17 protein-coding genes are annotated in these 17,721 nt (G+C 72.8%); 9 read left to right on the top strand and 8 right to left on the bottom strand.

All coding sequences use genetic code 11. The features are described 5' to 3' along the window. Positions 1–2 precede the first annotated feature (2 nt). Entirely contained in the window at positions 3–1,331 is a 1,329-nt protein-coding gene (locus ABZY31_RS03820) for a nicotinate phosphoribosyltransferase (protein ID WP_356404491.1), read from the top strand. A 659-nt stretch (positions 1,332–1,990) separates the two neighbouring features. Continuing rightward, positions 1,991–2,593, top strand: a complete 603-nt coding sequence (locus tag ABZY31_RS03815; RefSeq protein ID WP_356404489.1) for an isochorismatase family protein — start codon at positions 1,991–1,993, stop codon at positions 2,591–2,593. Positions 2,594–2,623: 30 nt separating this feature from the next. Here ABZY31_RS03815 and ABZY31_RS03810 read toward each other — a convergent pair whose 3' ends face one another. Together ABZY31_RS03810 and ABZY31_RS03805 are read right to left on the bottom strand one after the other, a co-directional pair. After that, positions 2,624–2,929, bottom strand: a complete 306-nt coding sequence (locus ABZY31_RS03810; protein WP_356404487.1) for a hypothetical protein — start codon at positions 2,927–2,929, stop codon at positions 2,624–2,626. 110 nt (positions 2,930–3,039) lie between these two features. Next, on the bottom strand, positions 3,040–5,463 hold the full coding sequence (locus tag ABZY31_RS03805) for an immune inhibitor A domain-containing protein (RefSeq protein WP_356404485.1): 2,424 nt from the start codon (positions 5,461–5,463) through the stop codon (positions 3,040–3,042). A gap of 378 nt (positions 5,464–5,841) precedes the next feature. On the opposite strand from ABZY31_RS03805, the gene ABZY31_RS03800 reads away from it, so the two are divergent. After that, complete coding sequence (locus ABZY31_RS03800; protein ID WP_356404483.1) at positions 5,842–6,180, top strand: hypothetical protein; 339 nt, start codon at positions 5,842–5,844, stop codon at positions 6,178–6,180. Here the strand turns inward: ABZY31_RS03800 and ABZY31_RS03795 are convergent. Both ABZY31_RS03795 and ABZY31_RS03790 read right to left on the bottom strand, forming a co-directional pair. Next, positions 6,177–6,926: an RDD family protein gene (locus ABZY31_RS03795; protein ID WP_356404481.1), complete on the bottom strand. Its 750-nt coding sequence runs from the start codon at positions 6,924–6,926 to the stop codon at positions 6,177–6,179. The two genes, ABZY31_RS03800 and ABZY31_RS03795, sit on opposite strands and share 4 nt — an antisense overlap. 98 nt (positions 6,927–7,024) lie before the next feature. After that, a complete protein-coding gene (locus ABZY31_RS03790; RefSeq protein ID WP_356404479.1) occupies positions 7,025–8,383 on the bottom strand; it encodes an RDD family protein in 1,359 nt (452 codons plus the stop codon). A 266-nt stretch (positions 8,384–8,649) separates the two neighbouring features. Here ABZY31_RS03790 and ABZY31_RS03785 point away from each other — a divergent pair, with 266 nt between their 5' ends. Continuing rightward, the gene (locus tag ABZY31_RS03785; RefSeq protein ID WP_356404850.1) at positions 8,650–9,129 is read left to right on the top strand and encodes an SsgA family sporulation/cell division regulator; all 480 of its coding nucleotides are present in this window, start codon (positions 8,650–8,652) and stop codon (positions 9,127–9,129) included. Between the two features lie 51 nt (positions 9,130–9,180). Here ABZY31_RS03785 and ABZY31_RS03780 read toward each other — a convergent pair whose 3' ends face one another. Continuing rightward, positions 9,181–10,548 (bottom strand): FAD-linked oxidase C-terminal domain-containing protein, encoded by a 1,368-nt coding sequence (locus tag ABZY31_RS03780; protein ID WP_356404478.1) that lies wholly within the window; start codon positions 10,546–10,548, stop codon positions 9,181–9,183. A gap of 96 nt (positions 10,549–10,644) precedes the next feature. Here ABZY31_RS03780 and ABZY31_RS03775 point away from each other — a divergent pair, with 96 nt between their 5' ends. Then, entirely contained in the window at positions 10,645–12,108 is a 1,464-nt protein-coding gene (locus ABZY31_RS03775; protein WP_356404476.1) for a tetratricopeptide repeat protein, read from the top strand. Positions 12,109–12,211: 103 nt separating this feature from the next. On the opposite strand, the gene hppD is transcribed toward ABZY31_RS03775, so the two are convergent. Beyond that, positions 12,212–13,357 (bottom strand): 4-hydroxyphenylpyruvate dioxygenase, encoded by a 1,146-nt coding sequence (gene hppD, locus ABZY31_RS03770; RefSeq protein ID WP_356404474.1) that lies wholly within the window; start codon positions 13,355–13,357, stop codon positions 12,212–12,214. Between the two features lie 132 nt (positions 13,358–13,489). Here hppD and ABZY31_RS03765 point away from each other — a divergent pair, with 132 nt between their 5' ends. From ABZY31_RS03765 to ABZY31_RS03750, 4 genes are all read left to right on the top strand, one after another. Beyond that, a complete protein-coding gene (locus tag ABZY31_RS03765) occupies positions 13,490–13,960 on the top strand; it encodes an Lrp/AsnC family transcriptional regulator (RefSeq protein ID WP_356404472.1) in 471 nt (156 codons plus the stop codon). An 87-nt stretch (positions 13,961–14,047) separates the two neighbouring features. After that, complete coding sequence (locus tag ABZY31_RS03760; RefSeq protein WP_356404470.1) at positions 14,048–14,641, top strand: winged helix-turn-helix domain-containing protein; 594 nt, start codon at positions 14,048–14,050, stop codon at positions 14,639–14,641. 97 nt (positions 14,642–14,738) lie between these two features. Further along, positions 14,739–14,984: a hypothetical protein gene (locus ABZY31_RS03755; RefSeq protein ID WP_356404469.1), complete on the top strand. Its 246-nt coding sequence runs from the start codon at positions 14,739–14,741 to the stop codon at positions 14,982–14,984. Next, a complete protein-coding gene (locus tag ABZY31_RS03750) occupies positions 14,981–16,270 on the top strand; it encodes an MFS transporter (RefSeq protein WP_356404467.1) in 1,290 nt (429 codons plus the stop codon). Before ABZY31_RS03755 ends, ABZY31_RS03750 begins: the two co-directional genes overlap by 4 nt. On the opposite strand, the gene ABZY31_RS03745 is transcribed toward ABZY31_RS03750, so the two are convergent. Together ABZY31_RS03745 and ABZY31_RS03740 are read right to left on the bottom strand one after the other, a co-directional pair. Next, on the bottom strand, positions 16,221–16,997 hold the full coding sequence (locus ABZY31_RS03745; protein ID WP_356404848.1) for a S16 family serine protease: 777 nt from the start codon (positions 16,995–16,997) through the stop codon (positions 16,221–16,223). The two genes, ABZY31_RS03750 and ABZY31_RS03745, sit on opposite strands and share 50 nt — an antisense overlap. A gap of 55 nt (positions 16,998–17,052) precedes the next feature. Then, on the bottom strand, positions 17,053–17,694 hold the full coding sequence (locus ABZY31_RS03740) for a helix-turn-helix domain-containing protein (protein ID WP_356404465.1): 642 nt from the start codon (positions 17,692–17,694) through the stop codon (positions 17,053–17,055). Positions 17,695–17,721 lie beyond the last annotated feature (27 nt).

The raw sequence follows: 17,721 nt of genomic DNA, 5'->3' as shown, positions 1-17,721 counted from the left end.
ACATGAACCCTGCGGACCTGGGCCTGCCGGTGGACGTGCCGTCGACAGCGCTCTTCACGGACCATTACGAGCTGACGATGCTGCAGGCCGCGCTGGCCAACGGCACGGCCGACCGGCGCTCCGTCTTCGAGGTCTTCACCCGGCGGCTGCCCGAGGGACGGCGCTACGGCGTCGTGGCCGGCACCGGCCGGGTCCTGGACGCGGTGGAGAACTTCCGCTTCGACCCCGCCGTGCTGGAGTTCCTGCGCGAGCGGGCCGTCGTCGACACGCGGACCCTGGACTGGCTGGCCTCCTACCGCTTCTCGGGCGACATCTGGGGCTACCCGGAGGGGGAGGTCTACTTCGCCGGCTCCCCGCTGCTGCGCGTCGAGGGCAGCTTCGCCGAGTGCGTGCTGCTGGAGACCGTGATCCTCTCGATCCTCAACCACGACTCGGCGATCGCCGCGGCCGCCTCGCGGATGTCCTCCGCGGCGGGCGGCCGCCCGCTGATCGAGATGGGCGCGCGGCGCACCCACGAACTGGCCGCGGTGGCCTCGGCGCGGGCCGCGTACGTCGGCGGCTTCGCCTCCACCTCGGACCTGGCCGCCGGCTTCCGGTACGGGATCCCGACCGTGGGCACCAGCGCGCACGCCTTCACCCTGGTGCACGACAGCGAGCGGGACGCCTTCGAGGCCCAGGTGGCCTCGCTGGGCGGGTCGACCACGCTGCTGGTCGACACGTACGACGTCGCCGAGGCGGTACGGACGGCCGTCGAGGTGGCGGGGACCGGGCTCGGCGCGGTGCGCATCGACTCCGGGGACCTGCTACTCGTCGCCCACCGGGTGCGCCAGCAGCTCGACGAACTCGGGGCCACCGGTACGCGCATCGTGGTCACCTCGGACCTGGACGAGTACGCGATCGCCTCGCTGGCGGCGGCGCCGGTCGATGCGTACGGGGTGGGCACGCAGCTGGTCACCGGGAGCGGGCACCCGACCTGTTCGATGGTCTACAAGCTGGTGGCGCGGGCCACCTCCGCCGATCCGAAGGCGCCGCTGCACCCGGTGGCGAAGAAGTCCTCCGGCGGCAAGACCTCGATCGGCGGCCGCAAGTGGGCCGCGCGGCGTCGCGACCGCGACGGGGTGGCCGAGGCGGAGGTCGTGGGCACCGGGGCGGTGCCGGCTTCGCTGGCCGGGGAGCAGTTGCAGGTGCAGCTGGTCAAGGGCGGTGAGGTGATCGCCCGCGAGCCGCTGGAGGCGGTGCGGGACCGGCACCGGGTGGCGCTGTCCGCCCTCCCCCTGTCCGCGACCCAGCTCTCGCGGGGCGAGGCCGTGATCCCGACCGAGTACGTCTGACCTGGCGGTGGCGGCGGTGCCGCTGCGGGGGGCGGGGGTGAGCCGGTGGCCCGGGGCGCGCGGCCGACCGGCTGTCCTGGCCGTACCGACCGCCGGTTCGCCGCCCTCCGGCCGCCGTCCCCTCCGGGGGCGCCTCAAACGCCGGCGGGGCTGGAGTGGTGGGGCGGTGGGCCCCGGGCCTGCCCAGACGCACCGGCCGCCGGATCCCGGTCTTCCGGCCGTCCTCCCCTCCGGGGGCGCCTCAAACGCCGGCGGGGCTGGAGTGGGCTGGCGGTGCGTTTTCGGCTTCGCCGGGGCGGGGGCTCCGCGAAATCCGGCGGCTGAAGGTGCGGCCACCCCCCGGCCCCGCCGCGCAGCCCCCGTCGCCCACCCCAGCCGCGCCGCGCAGCCTCCGGCAGCCACCTCCAGCCCCGCCGGCGTTTGAGGCGCCGCCGGAGGCCGGGGCCACCGGGGCGGGAGATGGCAGGGCGGGCCTTGGCCCGGCGGCCACCCGATCGAGGCGCCGCCGGAGGCGGAGGGGCTGGGCGGCGGCCCGGCGGGGGGCGGGTTCGGGGAGGGGAGGGGCGGGGAAGAGGCCACCGGAGGCACCGGCAGGGAACGGGTAGGGCGCAGACACCGGTGGCGGCGAACGCCGCCACATCGAACGAAGGACACGCGACATGCACCGCGCACTGATCGTCGTCGACGTACAGAACGACTTCTGCGAGGGCGGCAGCCTGGCGGTCGCCGGAGGCGCCGACGTCGCCGCCTCCATCACCGAGCTGATCGCCCAGGCCACCCCCGGCTACCGGCACGTGGTCGCCACCCGCGACCACCACGTCGACCCGGGCGCCCACTTCGCCCGCCCCCCGGCGGAGCCGGATTACGAGACCTCCTGGCCCGTGCACTGCGTGGCCGGGACGGAGGGCGTCGGGTTCCACCCGAACTTCGCCCCCGCCGTCGCCTCGGGCGCCGTCGCCGCGGTCTTCGACAAGGGCGCCCACGACGCGGCGTACAGCGGTTTCGAGGGCGCGGACGAGAACGGCGTGACGCTCGCCGACTGGCTGCGCGACCGCGAGGTCACCGAGGTCGACGTGGTCGGGATCGCCACGGACCACTGCGTACGGGCGACCGCCCTGGACGCCGTCCGCGCGGGCTTCGACACCCGCGTCCTGCTCGACCTCACGGCGGGGGTGGCCCCCGGGAGCACGGAGCGGGCCCTGGAGGAGCTCAGGACGGCCGGGGTGAAGCTCTCCGGCACGCCGCACGTGGCCGACGCGTAGGGGCGCTCAGGCCTGCGCTCGGGCCTGCGCTCAGGCCCTCGGCAGGAGGGCCCGGATCGGGTGCCACAGCTCCTCGGCCCGGTCGGGGGCGCCGCGCCACAGCAGGCCGTCCGGGTGGTGCAGGACCGCCGTCACCTCGTCGGGGGTCGGCGGCTGCGCGTTGCCGCGCAGGTAGACGGCGCGCATGCCGAGGTTCCGCAGCCTGGTCAGGGCGCGGGCCCGGTTCGCGGCGTGCACCAGCACGCGGACGTTTCCGCCCTCACCGGACGGTCTGGGCAGCGTGAGCGCGACCACCACGCTGCCGCCGGGCAATCGGACGAAACCTCCACCGGGCATGCTTGTCATCTCCCCCGTCAATAAGAAACTCGCACGGGCATCTAAACGCGATCGGCCGCCGCCCGCTAGAGGGCGACGGCCGATCATGCTCTGACCTGCAGTTTTGCGTGTTACTTGACGGAGGGACCGACCTCGACCGTCATCTGGAGACCGTCGTAGGGCTCCTTCACGATCTTGATCTTGGTGTTGGTGTCAGTGACCTTCACCGAACCGGTCGGGTTCTCGTCGTAGAAGTACTTGCCCTTGTGGTCGTCGAAGACCAGGTTCGCGGGCTTCGGCTTCAGGAAGAGCGCCTCACCGTTCTTGTGCAGGGTGAAGGCGTCCGTGGAGTACGCGCTGAAGGTGGCGTCGTACGGCTGGATCTTGTTCCGCAGCAGGGTGCCGTCCGCCCACTTCATGGGCTTGGCGTTGGCGTCGATCGGAAGGATCAGGCCCTGGCCCGGGTGCTGGCTGGTGTTGTTGTCCTTCTGGGAGGTGTCCCACTGCCAGATGAGCAGGCCGTCCTGGTACGGGTAGTGCTCGACCCAGCCCGGCTTGGTGTTGGCGAAGCCGAAGTTGTACGGGCCCACCTTGAGAGTGGAGTCGTACGAGACGTAGCGGCGGTTCTCCGCCAGGTAGTACTGGGCGTACTCCTTGGTGAAGTTGGCACCGATGCGCGAGAAGCCCTTGCCGGTCCAGCCGTTGTCGCCGTTCTCGGCGCCGTCGGTGAAGAGGGCCTGGCCGTCCGCGGTGACGGTGACGGCGTCGGCGGTGAAGCCCTTGCCGCCCGCGCCGCCGTCCGTCTGGTAGCGGAAGCGGAGGTCGAACTTCTTGCCCGCGTAGGCGTCGAGCGGGTAGTTCAGGTCCTGCCAGGCGCCGGAGACGTCCGTCAGGGCCGGGGAACCGCCGGCGTCGAGCGGGATGGCCTTGCCGTTGGCCGTGCCGGCGAGGGCGGTCCAGTTGGCGCCGCCGTCGGTGGAGACCTCCGCGTAGAGGAAGTCGTAGTCCTTCTCGATGTCCCACCAGCCCTTGAGGGAAAGGGCCGCGGAGGACTTACCGGTCAGGTCGACCGGGCGGGAGAGGGTGTTCTTGAGGTCGTCACCCATGTTGCTCCACCACTGGGTGGCGCCTTCGGCGGGAGCGACGATGTCCGTCCGGACCTGCTTCTTGGGCAGCTCGACGACCAGCGCCTGCTTGTCCTTGGTGTTGTACTCCGAGACACCGAGCTTGTGGGTCGACTTCGTCGCGGCCTTGGCCGTGTCGTAGTTCAGCCAGCCGAGCTGGTACTTGTCCCACGCCGTCATGTCGCCCGGCATGTCGCCGATGGAGTCCTTGCCCTCGCCGAGCCAGGAGCCCGCCGACATCAGGGACCAGAAGCCGACCGAGTTGTCGCCGCCACCGGAGGTGTCGTAGAGGTCCGGGAGACCGAGGTCGTGCCCGTACTCGTGCGCGAAGACACCGAGGCCGCCGTTCTCGGGCTGCATCGTGTAGTCGCCGACCCAGATGCCGGTGGTGCCGATCTGGGTACCGCCGGCCTTGTTGCCGGCCGGGCCGGTCTTGCCCGCGTCCGTGCCGTAGGCGTACCAGCGGTGGGCCCACAGGGCGTTGGTGCCCTGCACGCCGCCGCCGGCCGACTCGTCCTCGCCCGCGTGGACGATCTGGAAGTGGTCGATGTAGCCGTCGGGCTCGTTGAAGTTGCCGTCGCCGTCGAAGTCGTTGCGGTCCCACTGGTCGTACTGCGCCAGCGTCGCCTTGATCTCGGCGTCGGTCTTGCCGGCCTTCTTCTGGGCGTCAGCCCACGCGTTGACGCCGTCCTTGACGGTGTCCCACACGTTGGCGCAGTTGGTCTGACCGCAGTAGTTCGAGCCGTAACGGGCCTCGTTGTACGGGATCTTGACCCAGTCGGAGACCTGGCCCTCGACCGAGTAGCGGCCCGAGGAGGTCTTCTCGTAGTAGGTCTTCAGCGAGTTCTTGCCGGGGCCGGTACCGAAGTACAGGTCCTGGAAGTACTCGCGGCTGAAGTCCTTGCGCCAGGCCGTGCTGTTGTTCGACGCACGGTCCGGCTGGGCTATCTGGTTGTGCGCCGGGCCGGGGGTGCCGCCGTACTTCTGGACCGGCGGCTTGGGGCCGTCGGGGCCGTCCGGGTCGACCATCGTGGTGCTGTCGACCTGGTCGCCGAAGTCGACGAGGACCGTGAAGATCTTGTCGGTCTTCTCGCGGCCCAGCTCGACGTACTTCTTGTCGTCGAGCTTGACGACCTTGGAGGCGCCGCGCTGCTCGACGTTCTTCTTGCCGGACAGCACCTGCTCCAGAGCGGCCTTGCGGGCCTGCTCGTTCTGCTTGCTGAACGGGCCGTCGAGGTTGTGCTGGACCTTGACGTTGGCCGGAGCCGTCGGGTCCTGGTGGTCGGCGGCCGCCACGGGCGCGGGGGCCACGGGGCCCGACGCGGTCGCGGTGGTGAAGGCTGCGCCGGTGGCGGCGCACGCGGCGATGGACACGGCGACGGCCGTGGCGCGCAGCGCTCGCCTTCTGGCGGAGTCTGAGTTGCTGGTCACTTGATGTCGTTCCCCTCCCGCGGCCGCCAGGACGTGTCGGAACGAACGTCTCCATCGGAGCGGGGGTTCCGCGCGGCGCGCGTCTCAAGTGACGACATTTGACCGGAGTAACGCGAGAAAAGACAGACCTTGACTTGTTCCCTACAACTGCACTATGCGGTCAGTCAGTTCCGCTATTCGGACGTTCCCCGGCCATTATGGGCGAAGGGGGAGCTTCCCGCCCGCGCCGCGCTCCGCACCCCGGGCCAACACATGACTCCGTGCGCCCCCCTGTGCTCCGGTGGACGCGTGCCAACGGGTAAGGACACGCTTACCGTTGGTCAGGCTCGGGCATTCCCCGTCGTAGAGTTCCCTCCCTGCGTGAGGACGGATACCGCCATGCCGCGACCGACCGCCGTTCAGCTCACCTCCGGTTCCGTCACCGTCGTGGTGTCGACGATCGCCATGCTGCTGCTGTCCCAGACGAGTACGGGCCTCGGCGTCGCGGTCATCTCTGTGGCGGCCCTCGCCCTCGGCCTGCTCGTCGCGCTCACCGTGCCCATGCCGAAGCGGCGGCGCCGTGACTCCGCCGCCGCTCCGGACGCGGGCGCGGCGACGGCCGCCCGGGTACCCGTACCCCGGACGGCCGCCGCCGACGACGCCTCAGACGCCGCGCGCGCGCCGCACTCCTCGCACGCCTCGCACGCCTCGCGCGCCGAGCACTCCGTGCACCGCTAGATGGGGGCCGAGCTGACCACCACCGTCTTGGCCGCCTTGTCGTGCCAGCCCTGTTTGTACGGCTTGTCGATGAGCATCGAGATGACGAGTGCGATCGGCCACAGGCAGAAGCAGCAGAGCAGCGTCGGCAGCCACAGCACGGCGGCGCGGGTCAGCGCCGCGTTGGAGGGGGGCACGCTGCCGTCGTTGAGCATCGCGACGCGCACGTTCATGACGCGCTTGCCGACCGTCTGGCCGTTCTTCTTCGTCATGAACCAGTCGTAGCCGACGTACGCGAGGATCCCGATCAGCGTCCAGATCAGGCCGCTGCCGCTGTAGGACCGCACGACGACGTCGCTGACGTCGTCGCCCTTGCTGGTGTCGACCACGTAGCGCTTGCTGCTGAAGGCCCACTGCAGCAGGTACAGCGGCACGCTGATGATCAGCAGGTCGATGACGCGGGCCGCGAGGCGCTTGCCGAAGTCCGCGAGCGGGGGCATCCCGGCGAGCGGATCGGGCATGCCGTAGCCGCCGCCCCCGCCGTAGGGGTCGCCGCCGTACGGGCCCCCGCCGCCGTAGGGCGGGGGCGGCGGAGGCGGGTAACCGCCCCCGCCCGGCGGCACCCCGCCGCCGGGGGGCGGGGTGGGCCCGCCGGGCGGCGGCGAGCCGTACGGCGAACCGCCCGACGGGGGCGTCGGTTGCTGGGGCTTCTTGAGGAACGGGTCGTCCTCGGGCGACGGGCCCGGCGGCGGCTGGTCGGTACTCATGGCCCGAGTCGAACCCGGCCGGACGCGCCCCGCAACGGGACCGCGTCCGTTCGGGGGGCGGACCGGGCGCACGGACCGTCAACCGGGCGGTACGACCGTCAGCGGGCCACGTACGTCCCCGCCGCCTTGTCGTGCCAGGCCTGTCGGCGCGGACGGTCGACCAGGCACCAGAGGGAGCCGGGCACGCCCAGCAGCGCGTAGACGAGCCAGCGGCGCAGCGCCGCCCCGAAGGACGGCGGCCGCCGGGTAGCGACGGCGAGCACCCGGATCCCGAACAGCTTCTTGCCCGGCGTCCGGCCCCAGCGGGCGGTCGGCAGCACCTCGCAGAACACGCCGCAGAGCAGGACGGCCCCGAGTACGACGCCCAGGTAGCCCGCGGTGGTCCCGTCGAGCAGCCACACCGTGACCGTGTGCCCGCTCCCCCGGGCCGCCTCCACCTTGGCGTCCAGGTGCGCGGTGACGGCGGGCAGGAGCGGCCGGGCCACGGCCACCGCGACCCCGGCGGGCACCAGCGAGTCCACCAGGCGCGCGAGCAGCCGGCGCGGGCGTCCCGCGGGGCGCACGGCCCGCTCGGCCATCCGCTCGAAGACGTCGCTGTCGGTGCGCCGGGGCGCGGGGGCCGGGGCGTCGGTCCCGGTGGCGGCCTCGGGCCCGGCGGGCACGGCGCGCGCCGCGGCCATCGCGGGGGCGTGGACCGGCGCGTGGGCCGCGGGCGCCGGAACCGCGGCGCCCGCGGGGTCGGGGGCGGGCGCGGGGGCCGATGCGGGGGCCGACGGGGCCGCGACCGAACGAGCCGGGGCTGACGCGGCCGGAGTTGACGCGGATGCAGTTGACGGGGCCGGGATCCCGCCGCTGCCCCGAGGTTCCGGCCAGTCGGGGGCCGGGGCGGGGGCGGCGGGCGCCAGCGGTGACCGCGCCGAGAGGATGCCGGCCTCTTCCGGCGCGCGGCCGATCCGGACGCCGGAGGCGGACCCGCGGACGGCCGCGGGCTCGCGCACGGGCTCGCGCGCCGGCTCCCACCGCGGCTCCGGCCGGTACTCCGGCCGGGATTCCGGTTCTGCCTCCGGAAGTGGTTCGGGACGGCTCCGGGCGAAGGACACCCCGCCCTGGCGGCCCGCCGCCTCGTGCCCGTGCTCATCCGCCTGGCCCCAGGAAACCAGGTGGTCGCGGGGCCCGCCGAAGCCCGCCTGGTGGAGGGGGTCGGCCTGCCACCCCATCGGCTCCGGTGCGGGCGCCCGTACCGCCACCGGTTCCGGTACGGGTTCCGGTTCGCGACAGGCCGCGGTCATCGAGGTCTCGTCGAGGAAGACCGGGCCGGTCTCCTCCACGGGCGCGGGGCGGCTCGTACCCGGGACCCAGGACCCGCCGTTCCAGTACCGGACGTACCCGGGGATGGACGGGTCGGGGTAGTACCCCTCGCGGGCCGCGTGCCCGCCGTCTCCTGGGGAGGCCGTCAATGTCCCCAACTCCGTTCGTGGCGTGAGGCTTGTGCAGGGGAGGACCATAGCCAAGAACCGGTGTCCCGCAGGTCCGGTAACGGGAGAGTGCAACCCTTCGGGCGAACCTCGCCCCATGCGGGAGGTTTCCGGTCAGCCGATCGTTTTCGGCCATCTTGCGGACGGACCGGGAAACCCGCGTCATAGCCGCGCGTGCGCGCGCTCTCTCCGGGTGCGGGGCCGGACACAGGCTCCGCGTGAGACGAGAGACCGAAGCGAGGCACACCGTGCACCACCCCGTCATCGAGCGCGAGCTGGAACTGCGACTGGTCCTGTCCCCCGAGCGCAGCATCTGCGTCCCCGCCAAGCTGTCCTACCGCGCGGCCGACCCCTACGCCGTCCACGTCACCTTCCACACCGGGACCAGCTCCCCGGTCAACTGGACCTTCGCGCGCGAACTGCTGGTGGAGGGCGTCTTCCGCGCCTGCGGGCACGGGGACGTCCGGATCTGGCCGACCAAGGTCGACGGGCGCAGCGTGCTCTGCATGGCGCTCAGCTCGCCCGACGGGGACGCCCTGCTGGAGGCCCCGGCCCAGGCGGTGTCGACCTGGCTGGAGCGCACCCTGCGGCTGGTGGCGCCGGGCACCGAGGCGGAGAGCCTGGGGCTGGACGACGCGCTGGCGGCGCTGCTCGCCCCGACCCCGGCGGACGACCTGTGGCTGCGGGACCCGTGGCCCTCCGACGAGTCCGCGGACGGGGAGCTGTGAGGCGGCCGGGCGGGAGCGGCGACCGTTCCGGTCGCCTCTCGGGGCCCGGGCTCAGAACAGCTTGCCGGGGTTGAGCAGGCCCAGCGGGTCGAAGGCGTGCTTGACCGCGCGCTGCGCCTCCATGCCCACCGGGCCCAGTTCGCGGGCCAGCCATTCCTTCTTCAGTACGCCGACGCCGTGTTCGCCGGTGATCGTCCCGCCCAGCGCGAGGCCCAGCGCCATGATCTCGTCGAAGGAGGCGCGGGCCCGCGCGGTCTCGTCGGCGTCCGCCGGGTCGAAGCAGACCACCGGGTGGGTGTTGCCGTCGCCCGCGTGCGCACACACCCCGATGGTCAGGTCGTGGGCGCGGGCGATGGCGCTCGTCCCGTCCAGCATCTCGGCCAGCCGCGACCTGGGCACGCACACGTCGTCGATCATCGTGGCGGGCCGCAGGGCGTCGAGGGCGGTGAGGGCCATCCGGCGTGCCTGGAGGAGCAGTTCGGACTCGGCCTCGTCGTCGGCGGGCACGACGGCGCTCGCTCCGGCGGCCGTGCACAGCGCGCCGACGGCGGCGAGGTCTGCGGGGGCACCGGGGGTGTCGAAGGCGGCGAGGAGCAGGGCCTCGGTCGTCTCGGGGAGCCCCATCTTGCCGAGGGCGTTGACGGCGCGGACCGTCGTACGGTCCATCAGTTCCAGCAGCGAGGGCGTCAGTCCGGCCTCCATGACCGCGCAGACGGCGGCGCAGGCCGCGGCGGCCGAGGGGAACTCGGCGGCGAGCGCGAGCTGCCGCGGCGGGGCGGGGCGCAGGGCGAGGACGGCTCGGACGACGATGCCGAGGGTGCCTTCGGAGCCGACGAAGAGCCGGGTCAGGTCGTATCCGGCGACGCCCTTGGCGGTGCGCCGTCCCGTGCGCAGCAGCCGGCCGTCGGCCAGGACCACGTCCAGTCCCAGCACGTATTCGGCGGTGACGCCGTATTTGACGCAGCACAGGCCGCCGGAGGCGGTCCCGATGTTCCCGCCGATCGTGCACTGCTCCCAGCTGGAGGGGTCCGGCGGGTAGTACAGGCCGCGGGCGGCGACGGCCCGTGACAGGACGGCGTTGACCACGCCGGGTTCGACGACGGCGAGCCGGTCGACCGCGTCGATCTCCAGGATCCGGTCCATGGCGGTCAGGGAGAGCACGATGCAGCCCTCCGAGGCGTTGGCCGCGCCCGACAGGCCCGTACGGGCGCCCTGCGGGACGACGGGGACCCGTAGCGCGGTCGCGGTGCGCATGACGTGCTGGACCTGCTCGACCGTACGGGGCAGGACCACGACGGCCGGGGTGCCGGCCGCGCAGAAGCCCGCCATGTCACGGGCGTAGGAGGAGGTCACCTGGGGGTCGGTGAGCACGGCCGCGGCCGGCAGCCCGTCGTGGAGGCGTGCCAAGAGATCGTCCATGGGGCCAGCCTGGCACCCGCCGCCATCGGTGTGAACCCGGACGCGACCCTCTTGCGACACCCCGGTGCACTCTTCATATTGACGCACAGTGACCCCATGGACGAGGAATCGCGGCCCGCGCCGCCCGTGACCTTCACCGGCCGCAAGACGCTCGTGCCGGCCGTAGTCGCCGTGGTCCTGATCATCGGGGCCCTGGTGATCCGGCCGGTCGAGAACGGCGACGACGCCCGCCCGCCCGGGCCCACCGAGCGGGCCGCCTCGGCGGTCGGCCGGGGCGCGCCCGCCGCGGCCGTGGACCTGAGCGCGCTGATCGGCGACCGGGAGAAGTGGGTGGCCGCGCACGCGAACGACGACGGTTCGTGGGCGGTGCTGGGGGCGGCGTACCTGGAGCAGGCGCGGCGCACCGGTGACACCGGCTGGTGTCCGAGGGCGGAGCGGGCGCTGAAGCGTTCGCTGGAGCTGCGGCCCGCGGAGAAGGGCAACTTCGACGCGATGACGGGCATGGGCGCGCTCGCCAACGCCCGGCGGGACTACGGGACCGCGAAGAAGTGGGGCGAGCTGGTGCGGGCGCAGTCCCCCAAGCGGTGGACCGCGTATCCGGTGCTGGTGGACGCCTACGGCGGGCTGGGCGACTACAAGGCCGCCGAGAAGGCGATGAACGAGCTGCTGGAGCTGCGGCCGGGCCTGGCGGCGTTCACGCGGGCCGCGCAGGTCTACCGGGACCACGGCTGGCGCGAGGACGCGGTGGCCGCGATGGCGAACGCCTCGGGCGCGGCGAAGGCCCCGGTGGAGAAGGCGTACGTGCTGTACCGGACGGGCGAGCTGTCCTGGGAGCGCGGGGACTCCGGGGAGGCGCTGCGGATGTTCGAGGGCGCGCTGCGCACCGACCCGGCGCAGGCGGAGGCGCTGGGCGGGCGGGCGCGGGCGCTGGCCTCGCTGGGGCGCTCGGGCGAGGCGGTCCGGGACTACCGGATGGCGCTGGGCCGGGCGCCGGTGCCGCGCCTCGCGCTGGAGCTGGGCGAGCTGCTGGAGTCGCTGGGCCGCACGGAGGAGGCGCGCGCGCCGTACGAGATGCTGGCGGGGCTGGCGTCGAAGGGCGTGGCGAACGGGGTCTCCGACGAGGTCACCCTCGGCCTGTTCGAGGCGGACCATGGGGATCCGGCGGCGGCGGTGCGGCGACTGACGGCGGAGTGGGGCCGGCACAAGAACGTGCAGGTGGCGGACGCCCTGGGGTGGGCGCTGCACCGGAGCGGTGATGACGCGGCCGCGCTGGAGTACGCGAAGAAGGCGACCGAGCTGGGGCTGCGGAGCGCGGACTTCTCCTACCACCGGGGGCAGATCGAGCGGGGCCTGGGCGACACGGCGGCGGCCCGGCGGCACTTCCAGGAGGCACTGCGGACGAACCCGCGGTTCTCGCCGGTGCGCGGGCCGCAGACGAAGGAGGCCCTGGAGGCGGTGGGCCAGCCCGCGGCGGGCGGGCCGGAGAACGTGCAGCCGAAGGGGCCGTGGGTGGCGCCCGTGATGCCGAAGCCCTCGGCGAAGGCGTCGCCCGCGGCGTAATGGCGCTGACGCGGGTGCCGCCGGGGCCGGGGCAGGCGGTACCCGTGGCACGGCAGGGGCCGGGAGCCGCCCAAGGCGGCCACCGGCCCCGTCGCACGTGTGATTACAGGTTGCCGCGCTTCTCCTGCTCGCGCTCGATCGCCTCGAACAGGGCCTTGAAGTTGCCCTTGCCGAAGCCCATGGATCCATGGCGCTCGATCATCTCGAAGAAGACGGTCGGCTTGTCCTGCACCGGCTTGGTGAAGATCTGGAGCAGGTACCCGTCCTCGTCGCGGTCGACGAGGATCTTCAGCTCGCGCAGGGTCTCCACCGGCACGCGGGTCTCGCCCGCCCACTCGCCGAGGGTGTCGTAGTAGGAGTCGGGGGTGTCCAGGAAGGCCACGCCGGCCGCGCGCATCGTCCGTACGGTCGACACGATGTCGTTGGTGGCCAGCGCGATGTGCTGGACGCCGGCGCTGCCGTAGAACTCCAGGTACTCGTCGATCTGCGACTTCTTCTTCGCGATCGCCGGCTCGTTGATCGGGAACTTCACCTTCAGGGTGCCGTCCGCGACGACCTTCGACATCAGCGCCGAGTACTCGGTCGCGATGTCGTCGCCCACGAACTCCTTCATGTTCGTGAAGCCCATGACCTTGTTGTAGAAGGCGACCCACTCGTTCATGCGGCCCAGCTCGACGTTGCCGACGCAGTGGTCGATCGCCTGGAAGGTGCGCTTCGCGGGCGGGGTCACCAGCGGCTCGGCGGCGACGAAGCCCGGCAGGTAGGGGCCGGTGTAGCCCGAGCGCTCGACCAGGGTGTGGCGGGTCTGGCCGTAGGTGGCGATGGCGGCGACGACGACGGTGCCGTGCTCGTCCTTCAGCTCGTGCGGCTCGTCCAGGCCGCGCGCGCCCTGCTGGACGGCGAAGGCGTAGGCGGCCCGCGCGTCGGGGACCTCGATGGCGAGGTCGATGACGCCGTCGCCGTGCTCGGCGACGTGCTCGGCGATGAAGCGGCCGCGGTCGGTGGACGGCTTGATGACCGAGGTGAAGACGAAGCGCGCGGAGCCGTTGGTCAGGACGTAGCTCGCGGTCTCGCGGCTGCCGTTCTCCGGTCCGGAGTAGGCGACCAGCTTCATGCCGAAGGCCGTGGAGTAGAAGTGCGCGGCCTGCTTGGCATTGCCGACGGCGAAGACGACCGCGTCCATTCCCTTGACCGGGAAGGGGTCTCCGGCGGGGGCGGTGTCCGTGGCGTGATCGAGGGTCTCAGTCATGACCGCAGAGTCCCGCCGAACCACAAGCTGCGCAATAGTTCGCATTTTCACTGCACAGATTGCCCAGTGGAACCACAGGATGGGTGCAGCATTCGTACAGGATGTGCAGCGAACGGCGCAGGGAGGACACCGATGGGAATCGACCGGCTGGACGGAAGGCTGATCGTGCTGCTGGCCCGGGAGCCCCGGATCGGGGTCCTGGAGGCGTCGCGGCGGCTCGGCGTGGCGCGCGGCACGGTGCAGGCGCGCCTGGACCGGCTTCAGTCGAACGGCGTCATCCGCGGCTTCGGCCCGCAGGTGGACCCGACGGCGCTCGGCTACCCGGTCACCGCCTTCGCCACGCTGGAGATCAAACAGGGCCAGGGAGCGGACGTACGGGCGCACTTGGCCGGGGTGCCGGAGGTGCTGGAGCTGCACACCACCACGGGCCACGGGGACATGCTGTGCCGGCTGGTGGCCCGGTCCAACGCGGATCTCCAGCGGGTGATCGACCTGGTGGTCGCCTTCGACGGGATCGTGCGGGCTTCCACCGCGATCGTGATGGAGAATCCCGTGCCTCTGCGGATCATCCCGCTGGTCGAACAGGCGGCGCGGGACGACTGAGCCGGACGGCCCCGGGCCGGGCAGTTCCAAAGAAGTCTATGCAAAGAAGTCCTTGCAAACTCTTCTTTGCAACTCTAGAGTGGGGTCATGCCCGATGACACCGACCCCACCAACCCCAAGGCGCCCAAGGTCCGCACCCTGGACGCCCACGCGCTGCGCGGCCTGGCCCACCCGCTGCGCATACGCCTGCTGGCCGCCCTGCGTCACGAGGGGCCGGCCACGGCCTCCCAGCTGGCCGAGCGGCTCGGCGAGTCCAGCGGGGCCACCAGCTACCACCTGCGCCAGCTCGCCGCCCACGGGTTCGTCGAGGACGCCCCCCAGCACGGCAAGGGCCGCGAGCGCTGGTGGCAGGCCTCCCACGAGGGCACGGGCTTCGACGAGACGCTGATGCGCGACGCCGACCCGGCCACCCGCAGCGCGGCGGAGGTGTTCCTGCACGAGATCGCGTCCATCCACGCGCAGGAGATGAACACCTGGCTCGGCAACTCCCAGCGCTGGTCGACCGAGTGGCGCCAGGGGGCGGACCTCAGCGACTTCACCCTGCGGCTGACCGCCCCTCAGGCACATGAGCTCATCAACAAGATGCACGACCTGATCAACAGCTACCGGGACCTGGGACCCCAGGAAGGGGCCGAGACGGTCCGCCTGCACACCCACGTCTTCCCGCGAACCTCGGACTGACCCGGGCCGCACCGCCCAGCCACACAGCACCGCAACGCCCCGCACGACCACCGGAAATCGTTTGCCCCGCTTCCTGCCGCCCGGAAAGAGTCCTGCCATGTACGCGTTCACACCTGCCGAGACCCACACCGTCCTCCACAGCGCCCGCGCCGGCGAACTGGCCGCGGGAGCCGCCGCAGCCGGCACCCGACGGCTCGCCCTGGCCCACGCCCGGGCGGGCGAGCCCCTCCCGGCCCCCGCCGTGCGCGCGCTGCTCGGCAGGGCTCTCGTCGCCGCCGGGACCCGGCTGCTCGACCACGGTCACGGCTACGGCCGCGGCCCCGCGCACCCGCACGCGGCATGAGCCGGCGCCCGTTCGCGGCCGTCCTGACCGCCAACACCGTCTCCATAGCCGGCAGTTCCCTCACCCTCATCGGCGTCCCGTGGTTCGTGCTCCAGACCACGGGCAGTGCCGGCCGGGCCGGAGTCGTGGCCTTCTGCGCCACCCTCCCCGTCATCGTGGCCGCCCTCGTCGCGGGTCCGGTCATCGACCGGATCGGCCGCCGCCGGGTCTCGGTCGCCTCCGACCTGATCTGCGCCCTCTCCGTGGGCGCCATACCCCTGCTGCACTACGCCGGGGTACTCGAGTTCTGGATGCTGTGCGCGCTGATGGCCGTCGGCGGCCTGGTGCACACCCCCGGCCTGACCGCCCGGGGGGTGCTGCTGCCGCACCTCGCCGAGCACGCGGGCACCACCCTCACGCGGGGCGCCGGGCTGTACGACGCGGTGTCCCGCGGGGCGCGGATGATCGGCGCCGCGCTGGCGGGCGTACTCATCGCCTTCTTCGGGGCGGAGTCCGTGCTGCTCCTGGACGCGGCCACCTTCGCGGTCTCCGCGCTGCTCGTCGGCGCCTTCCTGCGGGGGATACCGGCGGCCGAACCGCAGGGCCGGGCCCGGGCGGTGACCCCGGCCGGCTACCGCGCCGAGCTGCACGAGGGGTGGGCCTTCCTCATGGGGTCCCGGCTGCTGACGGGGATCACCTTCATGGTGATGCTGACGAACGGCATGGACCAGGCGTGGGGCGCCGTCCTGCTGCCGGTGCACGGCCGCGAGGCGCTCGGCGGGGCCACCTCGATCGGCCTGCTGATCTCCCTCTTCGGGGGCTCCGCCCTGGTGGGCGCGCTGCTGTACGGCGCCTGGGGCGACCGGCTGCCCCGGCGGCTGGTGTTCGCGGCCGCCTTCGTCCTGTGCGGTGCTCCGCGCTACGTGGTGGCGGGTCTCACGGACACCACGCTGCCGCTGGCCGTGACGATGGCACTGTCGGGGCTCGGCGCGGGCGTGCTCAACCCGGTCCTCACCACGGTGGTCTACGAGCACGTGCCCGAGGAACTGCGCAGCCGGGTCGCGGGCGTGACCACGGCGGGCTGCGAACTGACCATGCCGCTGGGCGGCCTGGCCGCCGGTCTGCTGGTGGAGGCCTGGGGCATCGGGTCCACGCTGCTGCTGTTCGGCGGGGCCTACCTGCTGACGACCCTCGCGCCGCTGGTCTTCCCGGCCTGGCGGTCGATGGAGAAGCCGTCCGCCGCAATACCGATCCCGCTCAGCAGGACGGAACCGGACCTCCGCGGTTCAGCGCCCGCAGATCGCTGACCGCTCCCGCCAGGGTCGCGACGGGGATCAGCCGCAGGCCGTCGGGTAGTTCGGACTTCGCGTCCGAGCACTCCGCCTCGGGCACCAGGAAGACGGTCGCGCCGTCCCGCGCCGCGGCCTGGGTCTTCAGTGCCACGCCGCCGACCGGGCCGACGTCGCCGTCCGCGGAGATGGTGCCCGTACCGGCGATGTCGCGGCCACCGGTGAGGTCGCCGCCCTGCCCGTCACCGTCGAGCGTGTCGACGATGCCGAGGGAGAAGAGCAGTCCGGCACTCGGGCCGCCGACGTCGGCGAGGCGCAGTTCGACCTTCACGGTGTCGGGGCTCTTGTGGAGGAAGCCGAGCGCGGCCAGGACGGCGTCCGACTGCGACTTGGTCATTTCCTCCAGGTTGTGCACGTTGATCTCCTTGTCGCTCCCGCCCGTCGGATAGACCGCTGCCTTGGGCATGACCGCCCGGTCCGTGCGGAACCAGTTGTCGACGAGTTCGGCCAGGCCGACGGTGCTGGAGGGGCCGGTGGCCAGGATCGTGGTCATCCGGAGGTGGCCGCTCGTCGCGCGGGTGGGCGCGCCGGTGACCGTGATGACGGGCTTGCCGTCCTTGGCGCCGAGCACGTCCGTGGTGAGCCCGGGGCTCGCGAGGACGTACGGCAGGGGCGCCAGCGCGGCCACGGCGAACAGCCCGAGGACGGGCGCGGCGCAGACGGCGAGGGCGGCGGGACGCGACATGCGTGTGAGACGGGAGAGCACCCGGCCAATCTAACCGCCGGGTGCCGGCTCCGGGTCAGCGCAGCGCGTCCGCGACCTCCCGGGCCGCGTCCACGACCCGCGGACCGACCCGCTCGGGCACGGCGTCGGCGAGCATCACGACGCCGACGCTCCCCTCCAGCCCCGTGATGCCCACCAGGGGCGCTGCGGCGCCGCTGGCGCCCGCTTCCAGCTCCCCGTGGGTGAGGGTGTACCCGGGGTCCGTCAAGGCCCCCTGACGGGCGGCCAGGATCGCGCGGCCCGCGGCCCCCCGGTCCAGCGGATGGCGGAAGCCCGCCCGGTAGGCCACGTGGTAGTCGGTCCAGGTCGGCTCCACGACGGCCACGGCGAGCGCCTCGGTCCCGTCGACCAGGGTCAGGTGCGCGGTGGCCCCGATGTCCTCGGCGAGGGAGCGCAGCGCGGGCAGGGCCGCTTCGCGCACGAGCGGATGGACCTGACGTCCCAGCCGCAGTACGCCGAGGCCGACCCGGGCGCGGCCGCCGAGGTCGCGGCGGACCAGGGCGTGCTGCTCCAGCGTGGCCAGCAGGCGGTAGACCACGGTGCGGTTCACACCGAGGCGGTTGGACAGCTCGGTGACGGTCAGACCGTGGTCGGTGTCGGCGAGCAGTTTGAGGACTCTGAGCCCTCTGTCGAGAGTCTGGGAGGTTTCCGCGGTCACGACGCCTCTCCCTCTTTCGTGAGCGGC

This window comes from Streptomyces sp. NPDC006529 (assembly GCF_040611795.1).
Classification (GTDB): domain Bacteria; phylum Actinomycetota; class Actinomycetes; order Streptomycetales; family Streptomycetaceae; genus Streptomyces.
This window is presented reverse-complemented; position numbering and strand designations above follow the sequence as displayed.

Coding starts and splice junctions, on each gene's coding strand:
- ABZY31_RS03820 (WP_356404491.1), top strand. CDS start 3: ATGAACCCTGCGGACCTGGGCCTGCCGGTGGACGTGCCGTCGACAGCG.
- ABZY31_RS03815 (WP_356404489.1), top strand. CDS start 1,991: ATGCACCGCGCACTGATCGTCGTCGACGTACAGAACGACTTCTGCGAG.
- ABZY31_RS03810 (WP_356404487.1), bottom strand. CDS start 2,929: ATGCCCGGTGGAGGTTTCGTCCGATTGCCCGGCGGCAGCGTGGTGGTC.
- ABZY31_RS03800 (WP_356404483.1), top strand. CDS start 5,842: ATGCCGCGACCGACCGCCGTTCAGCTCACCTCCGGTTCCGTCACCGTC.
- ABZY31_RS03795 (WP_356404481.1), bottom strand. CDS start 6,926: ATGAGTACCGACCAGCCGCCGCCGGGCCCGTCGCCCGAGGACGACCCG.
- ABZY31_RS03780 (WP_356404478.1), bottom strand. CDS start 10,548: ATGGACGATCTCTTGGCACGCCTCCACGACGGGCTGCCGGCCGCGGCC.
- ABZY31_RS03775 (WP_356404476.1), top strand. CDS start 10,645: ATGGACGAGGAATCGCGGCCCGCGCCGCCCGTGACCTTCACCGGCCGC.
- hppD (WP_356404474.1), bottom strand. CDS start 13,357: ATGACTGAGACCCTCGATCACGCCACGGACACCGCCCCCGCCGGAGAC.
- ABZY31_RS03765 (WP_356404472.1), top strand. CDS start 13,490: ATGGGAATCGACCGGCTGGACGGAAGGCTGATCGTGCTGCTGGCCCGG.
- ABZY31_RS03760 (WP_356404470.1), top strand. CDS start 14,048: ATGCCCGATGACACCGACCCCACCAACCCCAAGGCGCCCAAGGTCCGC.
- ABZY31_RS03755 (WP_356404469.1), top strand. CDS start 14,739: ATGTACGCGTTCACACCTGCCGAGACCCACACCGTCCTCCACAGCGCC.
- ABZY31_RS03750 (WP_356404467.1), top strand. CDS start 14,981: ATGAGCCGGCGCCCGTTCGCGGCCGTCCTGACCGCCAACACCGTCTCC.
- ABZY31_RS03745 (WP_356404848.1), bottom strand. CDS start 16,997: ATGTCGCGTCCCGCCGCCCTCGCCGTCTGCGCCGCGCCCGTCCTCGGG.